General features: G+C 69.3%; 11 protein-coding genes. 9 read left to right on the forward strand and 2 right to left on the reverse strand.

The features are described from left to right. The first annotated feature begins 52 nt into the window (after positions 1-52). Positions 53-3,850, forward strand: a complete 3,798-nt coding sequence (locus D187_RS24130; protein ID WP_162159684.1) for a protein kinase domain-containing protein — start codon at positions 53-55, stop codon at positions 3,848-3,850. Beyond that, a complete protein-coding gene (gene lanM, locus D187_RS24135; RefSeq protein WP_002623937.1) occupies positions 3,847-6,624 on the forward strand; it encodes a type 2 lanthipeptide synthetase LanM in 2,778 nt (925 codons plus the stop codon). The genes D187_RS24130 and lanM overlap by 4 nt, the downstream gene beginning before the upstream one ends. Position 6,625: 1 nt before the next feature. Here the strand turns inward: lanM and D187_RS24140 are convergent, their stop codons facing one another. Beyond that, positions 6,626-8,362 carry a S53 family peptidase gene (locus tag D187_RS24140; RefSeq protein ID WP_002623938.1) on the reverse strand — a complete coding sequence of 579 codons (1,737 nt, stop codon included), beginning with the start codon at positions 8,360-8,362 and terminating at the stop codon, positions 6,626-6,628. A gap of 258 nt (positions 8,363-8,620) precedes the next feature. Here D187_RS24140 and D187_RS24145 point away from each other — a divergent pair, with 258 nt between their 5' ends. The 3 genes from D187_RS24145 (at position 8,621) to D187_RS24155 (ending at position 13,410) form a co-directional block, all read left to right on the forward strand. After that, positions 8,621-10,810: a hypothetical protein gene (locus tag D187_RS24145; RefSeq protein WP_002623939.1), complete on the forward strand. Its 2,190-nt coding sequence runs from the start codon at positions 8,621-8,623 to the stop codon at positions 10,808-10,810. Then, the gene (locus D187_RS24150) at positions 10,807-12,147 is read left to right on the forward strand and encodes a hypothetical protein (protein WP_002623940.1); all 1,341 of its coding nucleotides are present in this window, start codon (positions 10,807-10,809) and stop codon (positions 12,145-12,147) included. Before D187_RS24145 ends, D187_RS24150 begins: the two co-directional genes overlap by 4 nt. A gap of 99 nt (positions 12,148-12,246) precedes the next feature. Next, positions 12,247-13,410: an ATP-grasp domain-containing protein gene (locus D187_RS24155; protein ID WP_002623941.1), complete on the forward strand. Its 1,164-nt coding sequence runs from the start codon at positions 12,247-12,249 to the stop codon at positions 13,408-13,410. A gap of 19 nt (positions 13,411-13,429) precedes the next feature. Here the strand turns inward: D187_RS24155 and D187_RS24160 are convergent, their stop codons facing one another. Continuing rightward, positions 13,430-14,179 (reverse strand): alpha/beta hydrolase, encoded by a 750-nt coding sequence (locus tag D187_RS24160; protein WP_002623942.1) that lies wholly within the window; start codon positions 14,177-14,179, stop codon positions 13,430-13,432. A gap of 212 nt (positions 14,180-14,391) precedes the next feature. Here D187_RS24160 and D187_RS24165 point away from each other — a divergent pair, with 212 nt between their 5' ends. The 4 genes from D187_RS24165 (at position 14,392) to D187_RS24180 (ending at position 19,079) form a co-directional block, all read left to right on the forward strand. Then, entirely contained in the window at positions 14,392-15,156 is a 765-nt protein-coding gene (locus D187_RS24165; RefSeq protein WP_245591804.1) for a TVP38/TMEM64 family protein, read from the forward strand. A gap of 82 nt (positions 15,157-15,238) precedes the next feature. Then, on the forward strand, positions 15,239-17,416 hold the full coding sequence (locus D187_RS24170; protein ID WP_002623944.1) for a hypothetical protein: 2,178 nt from the start codon (positions 15,239-15,241) through the stop codon (positions 17,414-17,416). After that, on the forward strand, positions 17,416-18,594 hold the full coding sequence (locus tag D187_RS24175) for a lamin tail domain-containing protein (protein ID WP_002623945.1): 1,179 nt from the start codon (positions 17,416-17,418) through the stop codon (positions 18,592-18,594). The genes D187_RS24170 and D187_RS24175 overlap by 1 nt, the downstream gene beginning before the upstream one ends. Continuing rightward, on the forward strand, positions 18,582-19,079 hold the full coding sequence (locus D187_RS24180; RefSeq protein ID WP_002623946.1) for a thermonuclease family protein: 498 nt from the start codon (positions 18,582-18,584) through the stop codon (positions 19,077-19,079). Before D187_RS24175 ends, D187_RS24180 begins: the two co-directional genes overlap by 13 nt. The last annotated feature ends 64 nt before the right edge of the window (positions 19,080-19,143 follow it).

The raw sequence follows: 19,143 nt of genomic DNA on the forward strand, positions 1-19,143 counted from the left end.
GGAGAGACCGATGACCGCGGGGAGCGTTGGAGAGGCTGCCAGTTCCAGCAACGTGAGCACGCCTGACGAGATCTTCCCGCCGGGATACCGGCTCGGCCGGTATGAGATTCTTCAGCGCGTGGGCGTCGGCGGCATGGGAGTTGTCTATCAAGCGCGTGACACCGAGCGCGGCACGATCGTGGCGCTCAAGACATTGCACCGGCTGGAGCCAGGCGCGCTGCTGCGGCTGAAGAACGAGTTCCGGTTCATGGCGAACGTGAACCACCCGAACCTCGTGTCGCTCCATGAGCTGATGTCGGTGGACGATCGCTGGTTCTTCACCATGGAGTACATCGACGGGGAGGATTTCTGGGTGCGGCTGCAGCGGGCCGTCCAGGAGAACGCAGGGGCCACCGCCTTCCCGCCCTCCCACACGGTCACCTCCGTGAAGGACCTCAACCAGGACGCGACCGCCACCATGGCGAGTGTCCCGGAGTCCTCGCCCGGCTCGGAGAACGGCCCGGGCGCCGCGGCGTTCGCGGAGGCTCCGCCCCGGCCCCTGCTGCCAGCCGAGGAGATCCGGCACATCTTCCGGCAGATCGCCCTCGCCATCGACGCACTGCACTCCGCCAGGCGGCTCCACTGTGACATCAAGCCTCGCAACGTCCTCCTGGCGCGCGACGGGCGGGTGGTGCTCGTGGACTTTGGCCTGTCGAAGAACCGCGCGGAGCCGAGTGTGAGCGAGCTGGCCGGTACCCCCGCCTACATCTCACCCGAGCAGATCGCCGGGCTGCCCGCCTCCGAAGCCAGCGACTGGTTCTCCTTCGGGGTGATGCTCTACGAGACACTCACCGGGAGAAAGGCCTTCTCGCGCAGCCGGCTGATGGGGGCGAAGGCCCTGAGCGAGCCGCCGTCCCTTCCTCCCTCGAATGAGGTGCCGGAGGATCTGGGCACGCTGTGCCGCGCGCTGCTGCAGCGCGACCCCTCCCTGCGGCCCAAGGGGCACGAGGTGCTGGCCCTGCTGGGGCAGGCCACGGGCGCGCCACTCGAGGCGGCGTCTCGGGACGGCGGCTTGATTGGCCGCGAGGAGCACCTCGCCGCCCTGTGGGACGCCTACACGGCCGTGGGAATCGGCGGTCGGACGGTCGTCGTCCACGTCCACGGCCTGTCCGGCATGGGCAAGACGGCGCTCGTGCACCGCTTCTTCGCGGCCATCGGCGAGCAGCGGGGCGCCATCGTCCTCAGCGGGCGGTGCTACGAGCGCGAATCCGTCCCCTACAAGGCATTCGATCCGCTCATCGACGCGCTCGCCCGCTACCTGCAAACCCTGCCCCTGGCCGAGGCTCAGGCGCTGGCACCCCAGCACCTCCCCGAGCTGCTGCGCATCTTTCCCGTGCTGCGCCAGGTGGAGGCCTTCTCTCGCGTGGAGCCCAGCCCCACGGACTCGGGCCGAGATCAACAAGAGCTCCGCCTGCGAGCCTTCCGCGGATTCAAGGAGCTGTTGGCGCGCCTGGCCCAGAACAACCGGGTGGTCCTCCACATCGATGATCTCCAGTGGGGTGATCAGGACAGCATCATCGCGTTGGGCGAGTTGATCGATCCGCCGGACGCTCCGCGGCTGCTGCTGCTGTGCGGCTACCGCACGGGGGAAGGGGAGGCCGCGGGATTGCTCGTGGCGCACCGTGCACGCGGCGCCGTGTTGGAGAACCCGCTCGATGTGCGCGAGGTGGTCCTCGGTCCCCTCACGGAGGAGCAATCGCGTCAGCTCGCGGCCACCTTGCTTCAGGTGGACGTGACGGATCCCCGAGTTCACGCCATCGCCCGGGAGGCGCACGGGAGCCCCTTCTTCGTCGAGGAACTGGTTCAGTACACGCGCTCGCGGGGCGCACAGGGGCCAGAGCTGGCCTCGGTGTCGCTGGATCAGGTGGTGCTGAGCCGGGTGGCGCAACTGCCCGAGCACGTGCGCCGCCTCCTGGAGTTGGTGGCCGTGGCGGGCAGGCCGGTGGAGCAGGGGCTCGTGTCGGACGCGGCCGGGATTCAAACGGACCCGCAGGCCCCATGGACCCTCCTGCGCTCCACCAACCTGGTTCGCACCCGGGGGGCGCGGGCGGAGGATCTGGTGGAGTGCTATCACGATCGGATCCGTGAGAGCGTTTCCAACCACCTGCCGGCGCTGGTGCTCACGGGGCACCACCTGAAGCTCGCCACGCTCCTGGAGAACAGGGGAGGGGCGGAGCCGGAGATCCTGGCGCTGCACTTCCGGGGCGCCGGTGTACGCGAGAAGGCCGGGCGCTACGCGGCCATGGCTGGCGATCGCGCCGCGAGTGCGCTCGCGTTCGAGCGCGCCGCTCAACTGTACCGGGACGCGCTGGAGTGCCTGCCCGGGGAAGCGGCGTTGGTGGAGAAGCGGGCGGACGCGCTCGTCAACGCGGGCCGGTGCGCGGAGGCCGCGCCGCTGTATCTCGATGCGGCGCGGAATGCTCGACCCGAGGAGGCGCTCGAGTTGCGCCGACGCGCCGCCGAGCAGTACCTGATCAGCGGGTGCATGCGGGAGGGGACCGAGGTCCTCAGGCCGCTGGTGATCGAGCTGGGGCTGCCGTACCCGGCGACGATCCAGGAGGCGTTGCAGGGAATCATCGAGCACTCCATCCAGTTGCAGGGCGGAGGTTATCGGCTCAAGGAGCAGCCGGACGGAGCGGGCTCGCCGTCGTTGCTGCGCCAGGCGGATGTGGCCTGGAGCGCGTCCAAGGGCCTGGGCTCGGTGGACATCCTGCGAGGGGGCTACTACAGCACTCGCAGTACGCTGCTCTCCGCCCAGGCGGGAGACGCCCGGCGCACCGCGCGCGGGTTGGCCATTCTCGGGCTGGTCACCGTGGCGCGCGCCACGCCCGCGGATGTCGAGGCGGGCAACCACATGTTCGCCGAGGGCGAGCGCCTTCTGCGCGCTTTGGGCGACGAGCCGTATCTGACGGGTTTGTACAAGGTGACGCGTGGCACGGCGGAGATGTCGCTGGGTCACTGGCGTGTCGCGGAGCGCCTGCTCACGGAGGGCGACGAGCTCTTGCAGGAGCGCTGCGCGGGCATCGCGTGGGAGCTCAGCCAGGCACGCATGTGCGTCGTCTACTCGCTCTCCCAGCTGGGATTGCTCCGGGAGGCGGCGAGCCGGGGGAATCGCTGGCTGAGGAGCGCCGAGGAGACGGGGGATCTGTTCGGCGGGGTCTCGCTGGAGATCCACACGAGCGATGCCTTGCTGGCGGCGGATCAGCCGGAGGCCGCGCTCGAGCAGCTCCGGCGAGCGCTCTCCAAGTGGTCCTCGGAGTTGTTCACGCCCCAGAACCTGTATGGGGTCGTGGATTCGGCGAAGTGCGAGCTGTACAAGGGAGATGCCGCCGCGGCCTGGAAGGTCCTGGATGGCGCGTGGGAGACGGCGCTCGCCGCCAATGCCATGGGCTGGCAGTTCACCCGCGTGCAGGGACTGCACTTCCACGCGGGAGCCGCGCTGGCGCTGGCGTGTCAGCGGCCCTCGGAGCGGGAGCGGATGCTGGCGAGCGTCTCCCAGGATACGCAGCAGTTGCGGCAGGAGGGCCGGCACTACTCACGCGCGTCGGCCGCGCTCCTCCAGGCCGGCGTGGCCATGACGCGGGGACAGCCCGAGGAGGCGCTCCGTGAGCTGGAGGCGGCGATCGCGGGCTTCACCGAGGCGGACATGGCGCTCCATGTCGCTTGCGCGTGCTGGCACAAGGGGCGGTTGCTCGGCGGAGACGAGGGGCGGGCGCTCGTCGCCGAGGCGGAGGCCGTGATGCATGAGCAGGGCATCCGCCACGCCGAGCGCTGGGTGGACGTGTTCGCACCCGGCTTCTCCATGCGATGAGGGAAGAGCCCACGGCTCCGCTGCATGCCCGGGTGGCGCGACTCGCCTCCAGGGTGGCCCCGGCGGGTGCCGTGCCGGGGTGGGAGCGTGAACTCGCGCTCTGGTTGGAGGAGGCCTCGCGGGCCGAGGGCGAGGCCGTCATGGCCTGGAACGCCAGCCCGGAAGAGGCCGCGCTGGGACCGCTCCTCGTCGCCGCTGGTGCGGCCCTCACGCGCCAGCTCGCGCACGTGGACGTGAGAATGCTCCCTTCCGCGCATGGGGCGCTCGTGGGGCTCCTCTCCCGCCGTCTCGTGGCCGCGTGCGCCCAGGTGCTGGCGTACGAGCGCCGGGCCATCGAGGCCGTGTCCGGTGGCCCCGCTCCGCTCGATGCGAGCACGATGGGGTGGCTGCAGCGGCTGGAGGCGTACCCCGTCCTCGCCGCTCTTCTGACACGGCGCATGTTGGATTGGCGGGTGCATGTCGGCGAGATGCTGTCGCGGCTCGCCGTGGATTCGGAGCTGCTGGGGAGGACGCTCTTCCACGGTGCTCCCGTGCCGGTGCTCGCTGGCGTCCTTGGAGATCTCGGCGACCTGCACGGTGGCCGTTCGGTGGCGGTCCTCCAGTTCGAGGGAGGGCTTCGCGCCGTCTACAAGCCGAAGGATCTGCGCATCACGCGCGGGGTCCAGGAGTTCTGCGCCTTCCTGAACGAGCGGGGGCTGCCCCTGTCCTTGCACGTCCGCGAGGTCCTCTGCCGTGAAGGCTACACGTGGGAGGAGTTCGTTCCGGCGGGGCCCTGTGAGAGCGCCGCCGCGGCCGGGCGGTTCTATTTCCGTATGGGAATGCTCGTGCGCCTGCTGCAACTGTTGGAGGGGCGGGACTTCTGGCTCGACAACGTGGTGGCGGCGGGGGAGTTCCCGGTGCTCGTGGACCTGGAGATGGTGCTTCAACCCCGCCGGCGCATGTCCGCGGAGCCGCTGGCCTCGAGGTTGGCGGAGGAGCGCCTCCACGAGTCGGTGGCCCTGCTCGGCATCCTCGCCGCGCCTCTGGCCATTGCTCCGGGTGTCCCCGCGGAGGATGTCGGGGCGCTGGCGACGCCACGCGTTTTCATGAGCCCGTTACGGCGGGGCCACGCCCGCTGGACGCACGATGCGCATGCTCCGATGCTGGCGGGTGAGCCCGTGAGGGCCGTGGAGCACCTCGAGGCCCTCCTGGATGGGTACCGGGCGATGCACGCCCGGTTGTTCGCGAGCCGCCACGAGTTGCTCGAGGCCGGAAGTCCGCTCGCGCGGATGGCCGGGCCGCCCGTCCGGTACATCCACCGGGATACCTGGTCGTGTCACCGGCTCATCCAGGCCGGGTTGGCACCGGCGCTGCTGAGCCAGCAGGAGCGCCGCGAGGAGGCCTTCTCCAGTCTGCTCCGCGCGGCCCGTGCCCACCCGGAGGCGGAGGCGGAAGGCCGGGTGGTGCGGGCGGAGGTGGACGCCATGCGCTGGCTGGACGTGCCCTACTTCCTCTGTCATGCCGATAGCGATGCGCTGCTGGGCGCCGACGGGCAGTTGCTCCAGGCGGGCTTCTTCGAAGGCGATGCGTTCTCTCGTCTGCGGCGGCGCATCCGGGAACTGGATGTGTTTCCGCTCGGGCGGCATGAGGACTTGCTGCGCTCGACGCTCGCGACCGGACGGCATGCCCTGGCTCCTTTGGATCCGGTCCGGGCCGAAGAGGAGTCCTCCCCGGATTGGCTGGCGGAGGCCATCGGCGTCGGGGACACCCTGCTGGGTGAGGCGATCTCCGCGGGGGGCGCGTTGGCCTGGTTGGGAATGACATACCAGCCGCTCCACGATCTCTGGCAGTTGGATGTCCTGCCCGCGGACCTGCTGACGGGCTCGGCGGGAATCGCCCTCGTGCTCGCGAACCTCTACAGGGTGAGTGGCCTCGAGCGTTTCCGGGCCGCGGCACTTGGAGCGCTCGAGCCGGTGCGGTGGGCCGTTGCACATGCCGGCTCCTCCACCGCGCCTCTCATCGAGACCGGTGCGTTCCGTGGCCTTGGAGCACAGCTCCATGCGCTGCACCAATGCGGCATCGTCCTGGAGGCGCCGGAGCTTCAGGCGTTGGCGAGGACTCGTCTCGCCGCGCTTCCGCTGGAGGCACTCCTCGCGAGGACCTCTCTCGACGTGGTGTCGGGCATGACGGGCTTGCTGCTGGTCCTGCTCGCCTCCGATGAACTCGGGGCCGCTCGGCTCGTGGTCGAGGTGCTGGAGCAGCGGCTCGCGACGGGCGCCGTGCCTCCGCCGTGGCCGGGCTCTGGCACCTTGGACGGACTGCCTCCCCTGGCCGAAGGCCTGGAGCTGTGTGCCGGACGTGTGGAGAAGCGGCTCGGCTCGGCGCCGCGGTGGCGGCGCTTCGCGCCACGGGAGCGTGACACCCTCGGCGCCCTGCTGACCCGGCTCGCCATGGCGCGCGAACAAGGACAACCCGGCGGCTCGCTCCGTCCTCGAGTGCTGCGCGCGCTCGAGGAGGCTCACGCCGCGTCCTCGGTGGCCGTCCAGCTGGATGCCATCGAGCTCGCCCTGGACGCGGCCCAGACGTGGGAGGACGCCGCGCTCACCTCACGCGCACGGCGATTCGGGGCCGCACTGCTCGCGAGGCGCCGTCTCCGCGGGCGCTGGTTCCCCGAGCGCCTCGAGGCGGATGTGCATCAGCTCTCGGCCATCTGGGGGCTGTCCGCCGTGGCGCACGCCTTCCTGCGCCTGCACGAGCCTCGGGTGCCCTCGCCGCGGCTGCTCGCGCCGCCTTGAGTCAGCTCCCCGTGTTCGCGTGCTTCCGTGTGCCGGCGAGAGGCCAGGCGCCGAGGGCCTCCGCCAGTGCATCCCCGATGGGCGTTCCGAGGCCGGTGCAAGCATTCCAGGGAGTCTTGCTGGAGGCCGAGTAGCCACCGGTGCTCCCTTGAGTGACCGGCCGGATGACCTTCAGCTTCTTCGTCACGCAGAGCGAGTAGAGCAGGGGGTTGAGCCAGCCCACGCGCACATCCGGACCGTGATTGAGGGCCAGCCCCTGGTTGATGAGCAGCACGAGGGCCGCCCACATGGGCGCCGCCGCGCTCGTTCCACCGCCGACGGCGGGTTGGCCATCGAAGAAGATCTGGTAGCCCGTCAGCATGTCCGCGTTCGCCGCGACGTCGGGCGTGCCGCGGCCCGCGTAGCTGCTGGTCTCGGCGAGGGTGAACTTGTTCCACCGCCGGGTGATGGTGGGTCGCACCTGCGCGTTTCGCTGGTAGTTGGGGAGCGGGAACATCTTGCTGATGCCTCCACCGCTCGCCATGGAGAAGTGGATGGCGTCACACTGCTCCTCGTCGGCGCTCCAGAGCGTGTGCTCGTGGAGCCTGTTCCAGACCACTTCCTCCAGGATGTGGCCCTGACTCGCATGCAGGGTCGTTCCACCACAGCCCAGCACATAGGGGCTGGTGGCGGCGAAGTTGGCCGCGGGCGTCATGCAGGGGTTGCCTTGCTGGATGACGGGCGTCACCGAGCCATAGTCACCGGAGGAGGCGCAGATGGTGATTCCCTGGAGGGCCGCCAGCCGGAACAGCTCGTCGAAGATCTCGGCCTCCTCGGGGGTGGGCCCCCGGCCATCCACCTCGGGGAAGGACCAGCTCACCGACAGCACGGACGGCCTGTGTTTGGAGTCGAAGATGGCGCACTGGAGGATGTCGAAGTACTCCCGGAACCCCGCGCCCCGCGCATGGTAGACGGCGATGTCCGCCTGGGGGCAGAGCGCCGCCGCGATCTGGATGTCCTGGGTCACTTCCGCGTTGGGCAGCCAGGAGTCGTCGGGTGTGTCCTCGCCGATCTTGATGATCCTCGGCATCTCGACCCCAAGCGCCATGAAGTATGCCTTCATGTCCTGGTCGGAGTAGCTCCCCTCCAGCGCGATGATGCCCAGGCACTGTCCATCGCCAGTCAAGGGGGGGTACTGGTAGAGTTTGGCGACCTCGGACGGCGTATAGGAAATGGGCTGGAGCGGATCGGGGGCCCACTCCATGGAATCGAGGGCGGCCTCCATTTCCAAAGGCGCGGCGGTCTTCTTGGTGTGCGGCGGGGCCCTGTAGTGGAAGGACGGACGTGTGATGAGCCGGTCATCCAGTCCGAGGATCCACCGCACGCATTCACTGACGTCCGCGGAAACATGAAAGGTGAAGAACCCCCGCGCATCTTCCGTGACATGGAACGCGGCCCGAAGGGCTTCCACGTTGCCGGATACCTTGACGAAAGCGCCTCGACAACTGCACTCCAGGACCTTGAGCCCGGCGGCGACCGCGTAGCCCATGACCCGGAGGATGTCCTCGTGCGTGGCTCCGTACTCCGTCACGATGTCCTCCTGGGAGAGGTACTTTCGTTGCGCCGGGAGGGTGTGCTCCATCTCGACGAGGGCGGGCACCTGGTTGCGGCGGCGGAGGATGAACGTCACCGTGATGGGCGGGGTGTCTTGCGCGTCAGGCGAAGGGCGGACGGCGAGGCGCTCCTGGCTCAGACCCACTGCCTCTTTCGTGGACCGTGGACCGGTAGGACGGAGCTTCGAGGAAAGAGCGAGCTTGTGTTGAGGGCCGATGACAGCCCGGGTCCGCGATGCGTGAGGTGCCATGCTCGCGAGCATATGCGAACTTCGCACCGTGTCGCCGGACGGCGCCGGAGCTGAACAAGTCAACCCTTCCTTCCGAGGATGCCCGGCGGGGAAGTAGGCCAGGGGCGGGGTTGCGCTATGGTCGCGAGGCGTGTCCTCCGCCTCTGTCCGCCCATGAACGTCGTCTTCATCTCGCCCCGCTTTCCGTCCCGGTTCTTCCACTTCGGTGGCCACGAGGTGAGGCGTTGCTTCACCGCGCAAGGCGTTGGCCTGGCGTTCCTCGCACTGGCCTGGCTCCTGCTTCTGCCCGCGCAGGTGGCCGCGTCCTCCAGGGCGGACATGCCGGGGACAGTGCCCTCTTGTGCGGGACAGGTCCTCCCTCCAGGCTGGCCCGACTTCTCCTCTGATGACCGTCAGGAGTTGCTGGCGCCCTTCCTCGCCTGCTCCTCCCCCGCCGACTTCCTCGCCTTGCAGCAGCGCGTGGACATGCCCCGGCTGGTGATGCGGCTGGACGATTGGCGCGCCGTACGGCTCGGCTCGTTGGGGCCAGTGCGCGAGGAGGCCGCCGGACTGCTCAACCGCAAGCGCACCTCCTTCCTGCTCCAGTCTCCCGAGCGCTATGGCGCGGCCAATGCCGAGGTTCTCGCCCACTTCGTCCTCGACTCGTCCCATGACGACGACTTGCGCGACATCCTCTCCCTGCTGGCTCGGGACAAGCGGCTCCAGGAAGTGCTGGAGCTGTTGCCCTCGCTGGGCCCGGCGCTGGAGGAGAGGGAAATCAAGCCTTCGGCCCACGCGGAGCGGGACTTCCAATGGAGCGACGTGGGCCGAGGCCTGGCCCGCGCGGGCAAGGATGCGCTGTCCACCATTCCCCTGGTGGACGGAGCCCAGTCGCGGCTCATGGAACTCTCCACGATTCGGGCCCAGTTGCCGCCGCCCTATCAAGAGGCGCTCGACGTGGTGGAGAGCGAGCAGCTCGCGCGGCGGTTCTCGAAGGGCCACCTGGCGGTGGGTTTGCTGGACCACATGACCTTCGGTGTTCCGCTGGGCTTCTACAGCCTGGTGGCCGGAACGGGTCACGGCGTGTATGTGCTGGGGCAGGGCCGTTACGAGCAGGCCGTGCGTGAGTTGACGCCCGCGGTCCTGCTGGTGACCGTGTACGCGGGGGGAAAGGGGGCGCGCTTCCTGTCCGAGGCCCGGGGGAGTGCGGGGGTTGGGACGCGGGTGCCGAGCGGGTTGGAAGTGATGGAGTCACGCGTCAAGGGCTTCCAGGAACTGGCGCGGCAGTGGAAGGCCAGACTGGGTGTGGACGGCCTGCGAGAGTTGGCTCGGGACATTCAGGCCAGCCGGGAGGCGGGCCGCTTCGTGGCCGTGGGGGGAGTGGACGCCGCCCTGGCCCTTCGCGAGGCCCGGGGCGATGTGGCCAGGGCCCAGGCGATGATGTCCAAGGCCAGACCCGAGAGCACTGTCTCCTCGGCGGTGGAGAGTGGTGCGGCGGAAAGGGCAGGGGAAGGGGCCCGCGTGGTGGGCGAATCTTCACGCCCTGGACTGAAGACAGTCAGTGCCGCGGAGCACTCCGGAAGTTTGACCTCGCTGGTGGACCACGAGGCTGGCCTCACGCAGCAGGTGGTGGAGGCCAAGCTCGCGGCGGCTGAGCTTGAATCCACGAGCCAGCGCCTGACAGTGGACGTGGCGGTGCTGGAGAGGCAGCGCCCCACCCTCGATGCTCCGCCGCCTGGGGCCCAGGACAATCCGCGCTGGCGCGAGTATGTCGCCTACTACGAGCGACGGATGGGGGAACTCAAGGAGGGCAACACGGTCAAGGGGCCGCTGCGCTGGGCTGCCTATGAGACGATGTGGAATGGATTCACCCGGGGACTGGTTTTCGAGCGGTTCATGGTGAAGTTGCTGAGGGCCGACGCGAAGCTGCCTCGGACACAGCGCCGATTCCTCGGGGACTTCGACAAGCCTCGGATCGAAAGTTACGTGGGTGTGAGAAAGCCAGGCACCGGCCTGCGCTACGCGGACGTACTGATTGTCGAAGAAGGTGAACTCGCCGGGCGGCCACGTCGTGTCGAGACGTTGAGCTTCAAGAGCCGAAATCTTTCAGGGCTGGAGCGGGATGCCCTGGCGGCGCAGATGACTGTGGATGCGAAGGAGGCTCTGCGAAAATACGGCGAGACCCTGGACATCCGCCGAGACTCCCTCCAGCCTCTTTTCCGCGAGGGCAGTGAGGTGCCAGTTCAACGGGTTCGCCTCATCTACGAGGGTGGCGACCTCAGGCCCAAGGCGGTGGGCGTGTTGAATGCAGCGGTGGAAGCGACACGGAAAGTCGTTCCGGGCGTGGAGGTGTCCTTGCAATGAAAGTGCTGGAATTTCATGGCGTGAAGCCGGAGGATAGCCTCGACCTCACTTTTGAAGCTGCCTTCGCTCGGCAGACAGAGTTGCAACGCGAGTTACGTCCCTTTCTCCAAACGTTGGAAGAGTACGCTGGCGAGTGGATGCCGGATGTCGTCAATGGCAAGCGGCGACGCAAATATACCACTGCTGCCGTTTGGAAGGCCTTGGAGGAGCGGGGCTACGAAAGATACACATTTTGTGGCTTCTATCGCACAAAGTGGCCCGCGTTGGACATGTTTCTCGGGATCAATTTGCCGCCTCTCCCTCCCATGCTGGACATCATGGTCAGTGTAAAACCACTCTCCTTCTTCTCGGAGGTGGAGCGCTGTCACCAATTCGTGGAGATGGTGCGCGCCTGGGCTTCTCACTACGTGGTTACTCATGCCGCGGCCCACAGCTCCGATGACAAGGAATTGACGGCCGCTCCCAATTTCGGCCGTGACGACGAGACTCGACGCAGGGACGGGTTCGACAAGATCTACGAGGTGTTCTGGCTCAACGTCTTCGGTCCGAAACTGGTGGAGACCGTCGGTCGCGAGCGCGTTCTGTCCACGCCCGCCCACCGGGTGGAGGAACTCCCCAACGGCTCCATCCTCCTGGTGACATGGCCCACGGTGACCGACTTCGCCAGCCCCGAGGCACGGCTCGCCCAGGCCCGTGCCCACGTCCACCTCCGGCCCGACCTGGATTTCGACACCGTGCTGCGCACCCTCCAGGAGCGCAGCGCCATGCTCGCTCCCGTGGAGCCCCGCTTCGACCCCGACATGGCGCCGCTGCTTTCCCTCGTGGTGGACCGCGCCGCCAGCCACGAGCGCCAGCGGAGAATCGCCGAGTTCAACGCCTGGCGCCCGCCCGAGCCCGAGGAGTGGCGCCCCGTCGACTCCGCCCTACCCTCGGACGTGGAGGACCCGGAAGCAGCTCGCGAGCACTACGACACCCTCGCCGAGCACCTCGTGGCCCTGCTGCACACCGAGGTCCCCTCCGTCTTCAAGGAGACGCCCGAGTCGCTCACGGAGGTCGACTTCTACTTCTGGCGCGAGGAGTTCCCGAAGAGCCGTCTGCCGGAAGCCATCGAGCAATACGCGATACCCGCCATTGGCGCGTACCTCGGCCAGGTGCTGGTACGCCACCTGGGAGGGAGGTGGATACCGCGCGAGAAGCTCGAGGAGGCCCAGGTGCTCGTGGGCAACCGCGTGTGGTTTCCCTTCGTCCGGGCACGCCACTACATGGGCTCGAGACAGGCGCTGCTGGACTACTCCCTCACCTGGCTCTACCGCGTCGCCGAACGGCACCGGAGCTGAAGTAGTCAACCTTTCACCCCCAAGCTGCCCCGCGGGGAAGTAGGCCGGGGGCGGGGTTGCGCTATGGTCGCGGGGCGCGTCCTCCGCCCCTGCCCGCCCATGAACGTCGTCTTCATTTCGCCCCACTTCCCGCCCCAGTTCTTCCACTTCGTCACCGCCCTGCGCGAGCGCGGCGTCAACGTGCTGGGGCTCGGCGACACCCCCCAGGAGACCCTCCGCCCCGAGCTGCGCAAGGCCCTCTCCGAGTACTTCTTCGTCCCCAACCTCCACGACCCCAACGCCGTCCTGCGCGCCATCGCCTACTTCACCTGGCGCCATGGCCGCATCGATCGCATCGACTCGCTCAACGAGACGTGGCTCGGCATCGAGGCCCAACTGCGCGAGGACTTCAATGTCCCCGGCCTGCGTCCCGCCGACATCGACCGGCTGCGCAGCAAGCTCGGCATGCATGATGTCTTCAAGCAGGCCGGCGTGCCCCACCCGAGCTGCATCCGCGTGCGCGACGCGGCCGGGGTGAAGGCCTTCGCCCGCGACGTCGGCTATCCGCTCGTCCTCAAGCCCGACGTGGGCGTCGGCGCCGCCCGCACCTTCAAGGTGAACTCCGACGCGGACGTCGACCACGCCTTCTCCGGCTCCGCCCTCACCGGCTACGTCGCCCAGGCCTTCGTGCGCGGCGCCATCGTCACCTATGACGGACTCGTGGACCGCGACGGCGAAATCATCTTCCGCCTCAGCCACGAATACAGCGATGGCGTCATGGAGGTGGTGCTCGAGCAGCGCGACATCTCCTTCTGGAGCCTCCGGGACATCCCCCCCGCGCTCGAGGCGCTCGGCCGCCGCGCCGTGCAGGCGCTCGGATTGCGCGAGCGCTGGTTCCACCTGGAGTTCTTCCGCCTGTCCGATGGCGGCTTCGTCGTCCTGGAGGCCAACCTGCGTCCCCCCGGCGCCTTCATGACGGACATGATGAACTACGCGTGCGAGATCGACGTGTACCGGCTCTGGGCCCGGCTGCTCACCGGCGACGACGTGCGGGGCTTCTCCTATTCGCCCCGCTACCATGTCTGTCACAGCTCCCGGCGCGCCATGCGTCAATACCGTCACTCGCACGCGGAGCTGGTGTCCCGGTTGGGGGGCTCGCTCCTGATGCATCAGGAGATGCCCGCCGTCTTTCACGCCGCCATGGGCAACGAGATGTACCTCACCCGCCACGAGGACCTGGACGCGGTGCGCGCGGCGGTGCGCCTGGTGCAGGCCACCATCTGAGCGGGCACCCGGGTGGTGCTCAGCTCAGCAGCCACTGCATCGCGTCGGGCAGGCGCCGCTGCCAGTCCTTCTCGTGGTGGATGCCGTTCTCGTCCAACACCAGCCGCAGCTCGTGGTCCGCGTACCCGAGCCGCTTGAGGTGGAGGTAGAAGTCGCGCGTGGCCTCGCCGTAGGGCAGGGGCGTGCCCGCGGGGTTGATCCACTCGTGGGTGCCGGCGTCCAGGTAGATGCGCGTCCAGCGGTGGGTGTGGGCCGTCCAGTGCTGGAAGAGCCGGTAGTCGTTCCACATCACCGAGGGCGACAGCGCCCCGATGCGGCCGAACACATCCGGGTAGCGCATGCCCAGATAGAGGGAAATCAGCCCGCCCAGGGACGAGCCCATGACGGCCGTCCACTCGGGCTGGTGGCGCACGCGGTAGGTGCCATCGATATAGGGCTTGAGCGACTCGACGAGGAAGCGCGCGTAGGCATCACCCCGGCTCCAGGGCGAGTACTCGTCCAGGCGCCCCATGCCCGAGTCGATGCCCACGATGAGCCAGGGCTCCAGGCGCTGCTCGTGCACCAGTTGCTCCAGGGCCGTGTTGGCGCACCAGGTGTCGAAGCGCGCCGATTCCGGGTGCGCGAAGACGTTCTGCCCGTCCTGCATGTAGAGCACGGGATAGCGGTGGGCAGAACCCTGGTCGTAACCATCCGGCGTGTAGATGCGCACCGTTCGGGAGAAGCCCTCCGACGGAGAGTAGAAGTCGCGAATGATGTGGACGTGACCCATGGGGCGAGGGCACCAGTGAAAAGGGGGACATTCACGATAGATGGGTCGAACTCCGCGTCAAACACTTCCGGTCGAGTCGTCAAGTCTCCGTGCGGCAAATGAACGGCACCCGACGCAAGGCCCGGGGAAGACGCCCGGTTGCCCGGCATCCGATCATTCGGAGGGTGGGAATTGCCCGGGGCGCGAAGGGCCGCCACCTTAGCGCCATGCTCATGCACGGACACACCAAGGGCGGGAAGTTGAAGCTCGGGCTCAAGCTCGTGGCCCCGCTCTGCATCTCCGTTGGTCTGCTCGTCGCCCTCCGGATCGTAGGGCCCCAGTACCTTGATCAACAGCACCTGTCCGGGGTGTTGCGGCCCCTGGGACATTGGGCCCCCCTGGTATTCGTGCTCCTGCTGGGCGCGCGCCCGGTGACACTGTTGCCTGGACAACTCTTCGCGGCGGTGGGCGGCATCCTCTTCGGCACGCTCATGGGGACCGTCTACGCGCTCGTGGGCAGCCTGCTGGCCACCGCCCTCATCCATCTGTTGTCGAGCCGCTTTGGCCGGGGGCCCATGAAGCGGCTGGCGGGGCACCGGCACGATGGCATCGAACGCGCGGCCCGCAAACATGGCTTCCAGGTGGGCTTCCTCGCCTGCATCAACTCGATCATCCCCGCGGACGTGATGCTGGCCGCCGCGTCCGCCGCCGGGGCCCGGTTCTGGCCGCTGGCGTTGGGCGCCGTGGTGGGCAGTGTGCCGGGTACCCTGCTGACCACGTCCTTCGGCAGCTCGTTGAGCCAGGGCAAGACGTGGACGACGGTGGCCTCGGTGGGCGGCCTGCTGGTGAGCCTGACGTTGGGCATCATCCTGGGGCGGCGGCTGGCCCGGGAGCTGACCACGAAGGGCGAGGCCGAGCCTTCCGCCCAGGAGGCGGCGAGAGCCCCTTCGCGTCGCCCGGTGCTGAGCAGCGAGCTGTCACGAGGCGTGGGCGCCTGAGCCGGTAGTCGCTCCGCCTCCCGCGTCCGCGGGCTGGACGGGATGACGTCGCGCGGGACACCTCGGAGGTGGGGTCGCCGAGGTGTCCTCGCTGGTCTCCTTCGTGCAGAGCGCCGCCCGCGTGCGACGTGTCCACTTCCTGCTCCTGGTGACGACGTGGTGTTCCCTCCTTCCCCAACGCGCTTCCGCCGAGACGTACGCGGACGCGCGTCCCATCGAGGACGAAGCGGCGCTGCGCGCGCTGAATGAGGAGGGGGTCCTCGCGGACGAGGACTTCGAGGCGCTGCGCGAGCTGCTGCGCACGGGGGTCGATCTCCGCACGGCCTCGCGCGAGGTGTTGTTCGCCCTGCCTGGAATGACGTGGGCGCAGGTGGATGCGCTGCTCGCGTACCGGGAGGGCGGGGGCACCATGGAGGGAGCGGCGCTCGTGGAGGCGGGACTCCTGACGCCCGCGCGGCTGCGCCAGCTCCGGGCCTTTCTCGTGGAGCCGGAGCGGGGTGCGCGGGAGGTCTCCGGGCGGGTGCGTCTGGTGGGAGCCCATGGCGCGGCGGATGCGTGGGTGCCGCCGCTGTTGCTCCTCGCCCGGGTGGACGGACCCTGGGGCCTGCGCGCGGGAGGGGGTGTCTCGCTCACGCGCAGACACCTGGAGGGCGTGCGCTACGACTCGAAGCGCCGGGCCCTGGTGGCGGAGTTGCCCTCGGTGGGGATGCGACTGCCGAAGCTGTATGCGCGGTGGGAGGGCGCGCACGCCTCGGTGCTGGTGGGAACGTACCGGCTGGGTTTCGGCCAGCGCCTCACGCTGGACACCACGGGCCGCCCGGCACCCGATGGCTTCGTGCCCGATGAGGACTTCGTTGCTCCCGGTGCGCCCGAGCGGCGGTGTGTGTTGACGGGGCCGGGGGCCTGCGAGGCGGAGGAGTTCCAGGGGCGCGTCACGCCGGATTTCGGCTGGACGGAGGGCTTCCGGGGCGCGGTGGGCCATGTTCAGGGGCGGGTGGAGGACGTGACGCTGTCGTTCACGGGCTTCGGTTCCTACCAGTCGCGAGGCCTCTCCCAATACGAGCTATTCGAGCCGAGGACGTGTCCGTCCACGAAGGACGCGCGCGCGTGCAAGGCCCCGGACGTGTGGGCCTCACTGCCCGGGATGAAGACGTCCAGCACCGCGCGCTTCGTCTCGCGCACGCTGCCGGATGTCTTTCATGAGCTGGCGGGAGGAGGGCATGCCCGCGTGGGGTTCTCGCCGCGAGCACACGTGGGCGTGACGGGGTGGGGCGCCTGGCCGCGATGGGCGGTGACGGGGCTGTCGCCCGACTTCCGCGAGCAGGCCCGCTATCCCGGGGGAGGCGCCTACGGCGCGCTGGGCGTGGATGCCGCCTGGGGCACGGGGCCGGTGAACCTCTTCCTCGAGGGCGCTCGGAGCTTCTCGGGCCCCGGGGGAGCGGGTGGGGTTGGGGTGCTCCAGCGCACGGTGCTCGGGGAGCGCTCCCGGGAGTTGGAGGTGTCCCTGCGCTACTACGGGCGGGACTTCGACAATCCCTACGGCCGTGCCCTCTCCAGCCCCGACGAGTGGCGAGGACTGCGCGCGAGCAACGAGATGGGGGCCCGGCTGCGCTCCCTCTTCTCGACGGCGGATGACGCGTGGCGGCTGGTGGGTCAGTGGGACGTGTGGACGCGACCGCCTGGAGGGAGCACTCCCGAGCCGGTGCATCACGGGGGCTCGGTCCGCGTGGACTTCCAGGGCGTGCCGGAGCTGCGGCCCTCGGTGTGGGTGGAGCACCAGAACAAGGCGCTGGGCCGCGATGGCCCCGGGCTGTGCTTCGAGGGCGACGAGGGGACATCACCGGACGGTGAGCCGATACCTTGCGCGGGGGAGCGCTCCCGGATCGCGGGCCGGGTGCGGTTCGCGCCCGTCGAGGAGTGGGCCCTGGCGGCGCAGTACCAGCACACCTGGATGGGCAGTCGCCAACGCCCCGAGGGCGTGCGCCAGGATGGGCAGGCGCTGGTGGACGTGAGTGTGCGTCCCGTGTCCTCGCTGCGACTGCATGGACGCGTGAGCTGGCGGGACGAGGATCTCGCCGAGGCGACGCGGCTGTCCCAGACCCTGCGCACGTCACTGGAGGTGGCCTGGGCGCTGCTGTCCGGGTGGAGCACGCGCGTCCGATACGAGGTGGTCCTGGACCTGAAGTCGCCCGTGGGCGCGGTCACTCCTCCCGAGTCTCCGTGGCACGTCGTCCGCTTGGACATGGAGGGCAGCTTCTGATGACGCCCCTGGAGCCGAGGAAGTGTGCCCCGCGCGGGACGTGGGTCCTCGCGGCCCTGATGCTCGTGGGAGGAGCGTGTGAGGAGCCCTCGCGGAGCGAGGAGCCCGCGTGCGAGGGCTGGCGCCCGGGAGACCTCGTCATCACCGAGCTGTTGCCGAATCCCGAGGGGACGGACACCGGGCAGGAGTGGATGGAGCTGTACAACCCCGGGCGCACCGCCGTGGACCTGCGCGGGTTGATGCTCTACTCGGCGCGAGTGGATGGCACCCAGGAGCGGGCGTACCTCTTCGAGGAGTCCGTGCCGGTGGCCGCGAAGGACTACGTGGTGCTCGGGGACGTGCGGGCCGGGGAGCTGCCGGTGCACGTGGACCATTCGTATGGCGATGCCCTGCGCGTGCTGGGCAACGCGGGGGGCGTCGTGGGGTTGAGGTGCGCGGAGGTCGTGGTGGATGAGGTGCGCTATTCCAAGAGCGGCCGGGCCGGGGTGTCGCGTGGCTATGACGGCCGGCGTGTCCCGGATGCCTTCGACAACGACGCGCCGGACGGGTGGTGTGACACGCCAGCGTCCTCGGATGGCGGTGTCCGGGCGAGCCCCGGTGCTCCCAACGCCGCCTGCCCGGAACTGTCTGGCGCGGACGCGGGCGTGTCGACGGGGACGTGTCTGTCCCCACGCACGGGCCTGTCGAGGAGTGTGTCGCGACCCCTTCCCGGGGACCTCGTCCTCACCGAGGTGATGGCCGACCCGAAGGCCGTCGCGGATGCGCAGGGTGAATGGGTGGAGGTGTACGCGCGGCGTGATGTGGACCTCAATGGGGTGACGCTCGCGAACGAGAGTGGTGGCCGGAGCGTGCTCGATGCTCCGCCGAGGTGTCTGGAGATGCGGGCCGGGAGCTACGCCGTGCTCGCGCATGGGGATGAGCCCTCGCTCAATGGGGGCTTGCCTCCGGTGCTGGGCACCTTCGGCTTCGGGTTGAGCAACACCGCGGGACCGCATGCGCTCCGGTTGTCGCTGGAGGGAGCGGTGCTGGCGGAGGCGACGTGGACGGGGGCCGCGGTGCCGGGCGTGTCCAGGCAGTGGGAGGGCACGCGCGAGTGCCTGGCGCCAGAGGGGGCGCGTCATGGCACGGCGGGGGAGCGGGGCACGCCCGGACAGGAGAACCTTCCATGCGCGCCGTGAGCGGACGGTGGAGCCGGCTGGGAGTGCTGGTGTGGGGGCTCGGGGCGTGGAGCGGGTGCGGCTCGGAGTCCGCCTGTGGCCCGGGCGGGGGCGTGGTGTCGCGCGTGGTGGATGGGGACACGGTGGTGCTCCAGAGCGGCGAGCGCGTGCGCTACCTGCTCGTGGACACGCCGGAGAGCACCGGGGGGAAGCACGACTGCTTCGGCGCCGAGTCCCGGGACTTCAACCGCTCGCTCGTCGAGGGACGCGTGGTCCGGCTGACGTACGGGGAGGCCTGCACGGATCGGTATGGGCGGCTGCTCGCCTACGTGAGCGTGGACGGGCGCGAGGTGAACAGCGTGCTCGCCCAGGAGGGCTATGCGTGCGTCCTCTACGTGCCTCCGGCGGGAGGCTCGCGGCGCTCGGAGTTCCAGGCGCTCGAGTCGGCGGCCCGGCGCGCCCGGCGGGGGATGTGGGGCGAGTGCGCCCGGGTCGCGTGCGAGTGAGCGGCGAGACGCATGCCGGCCCGCCCACTCGGCGGACCGTTCGGGTGACCTCGGGTTTTATTTG

The sequence above is a fragment of the Cystobacter fuscus DSM 2262 genome (genome assembly GCF_000335475.2).
Classification (GTDB): Bacteria; Myxococcota; Myxococcia; order Myxococcales; family Myxococcaceae; genus Cystobacter; species Cystobacter fuscus.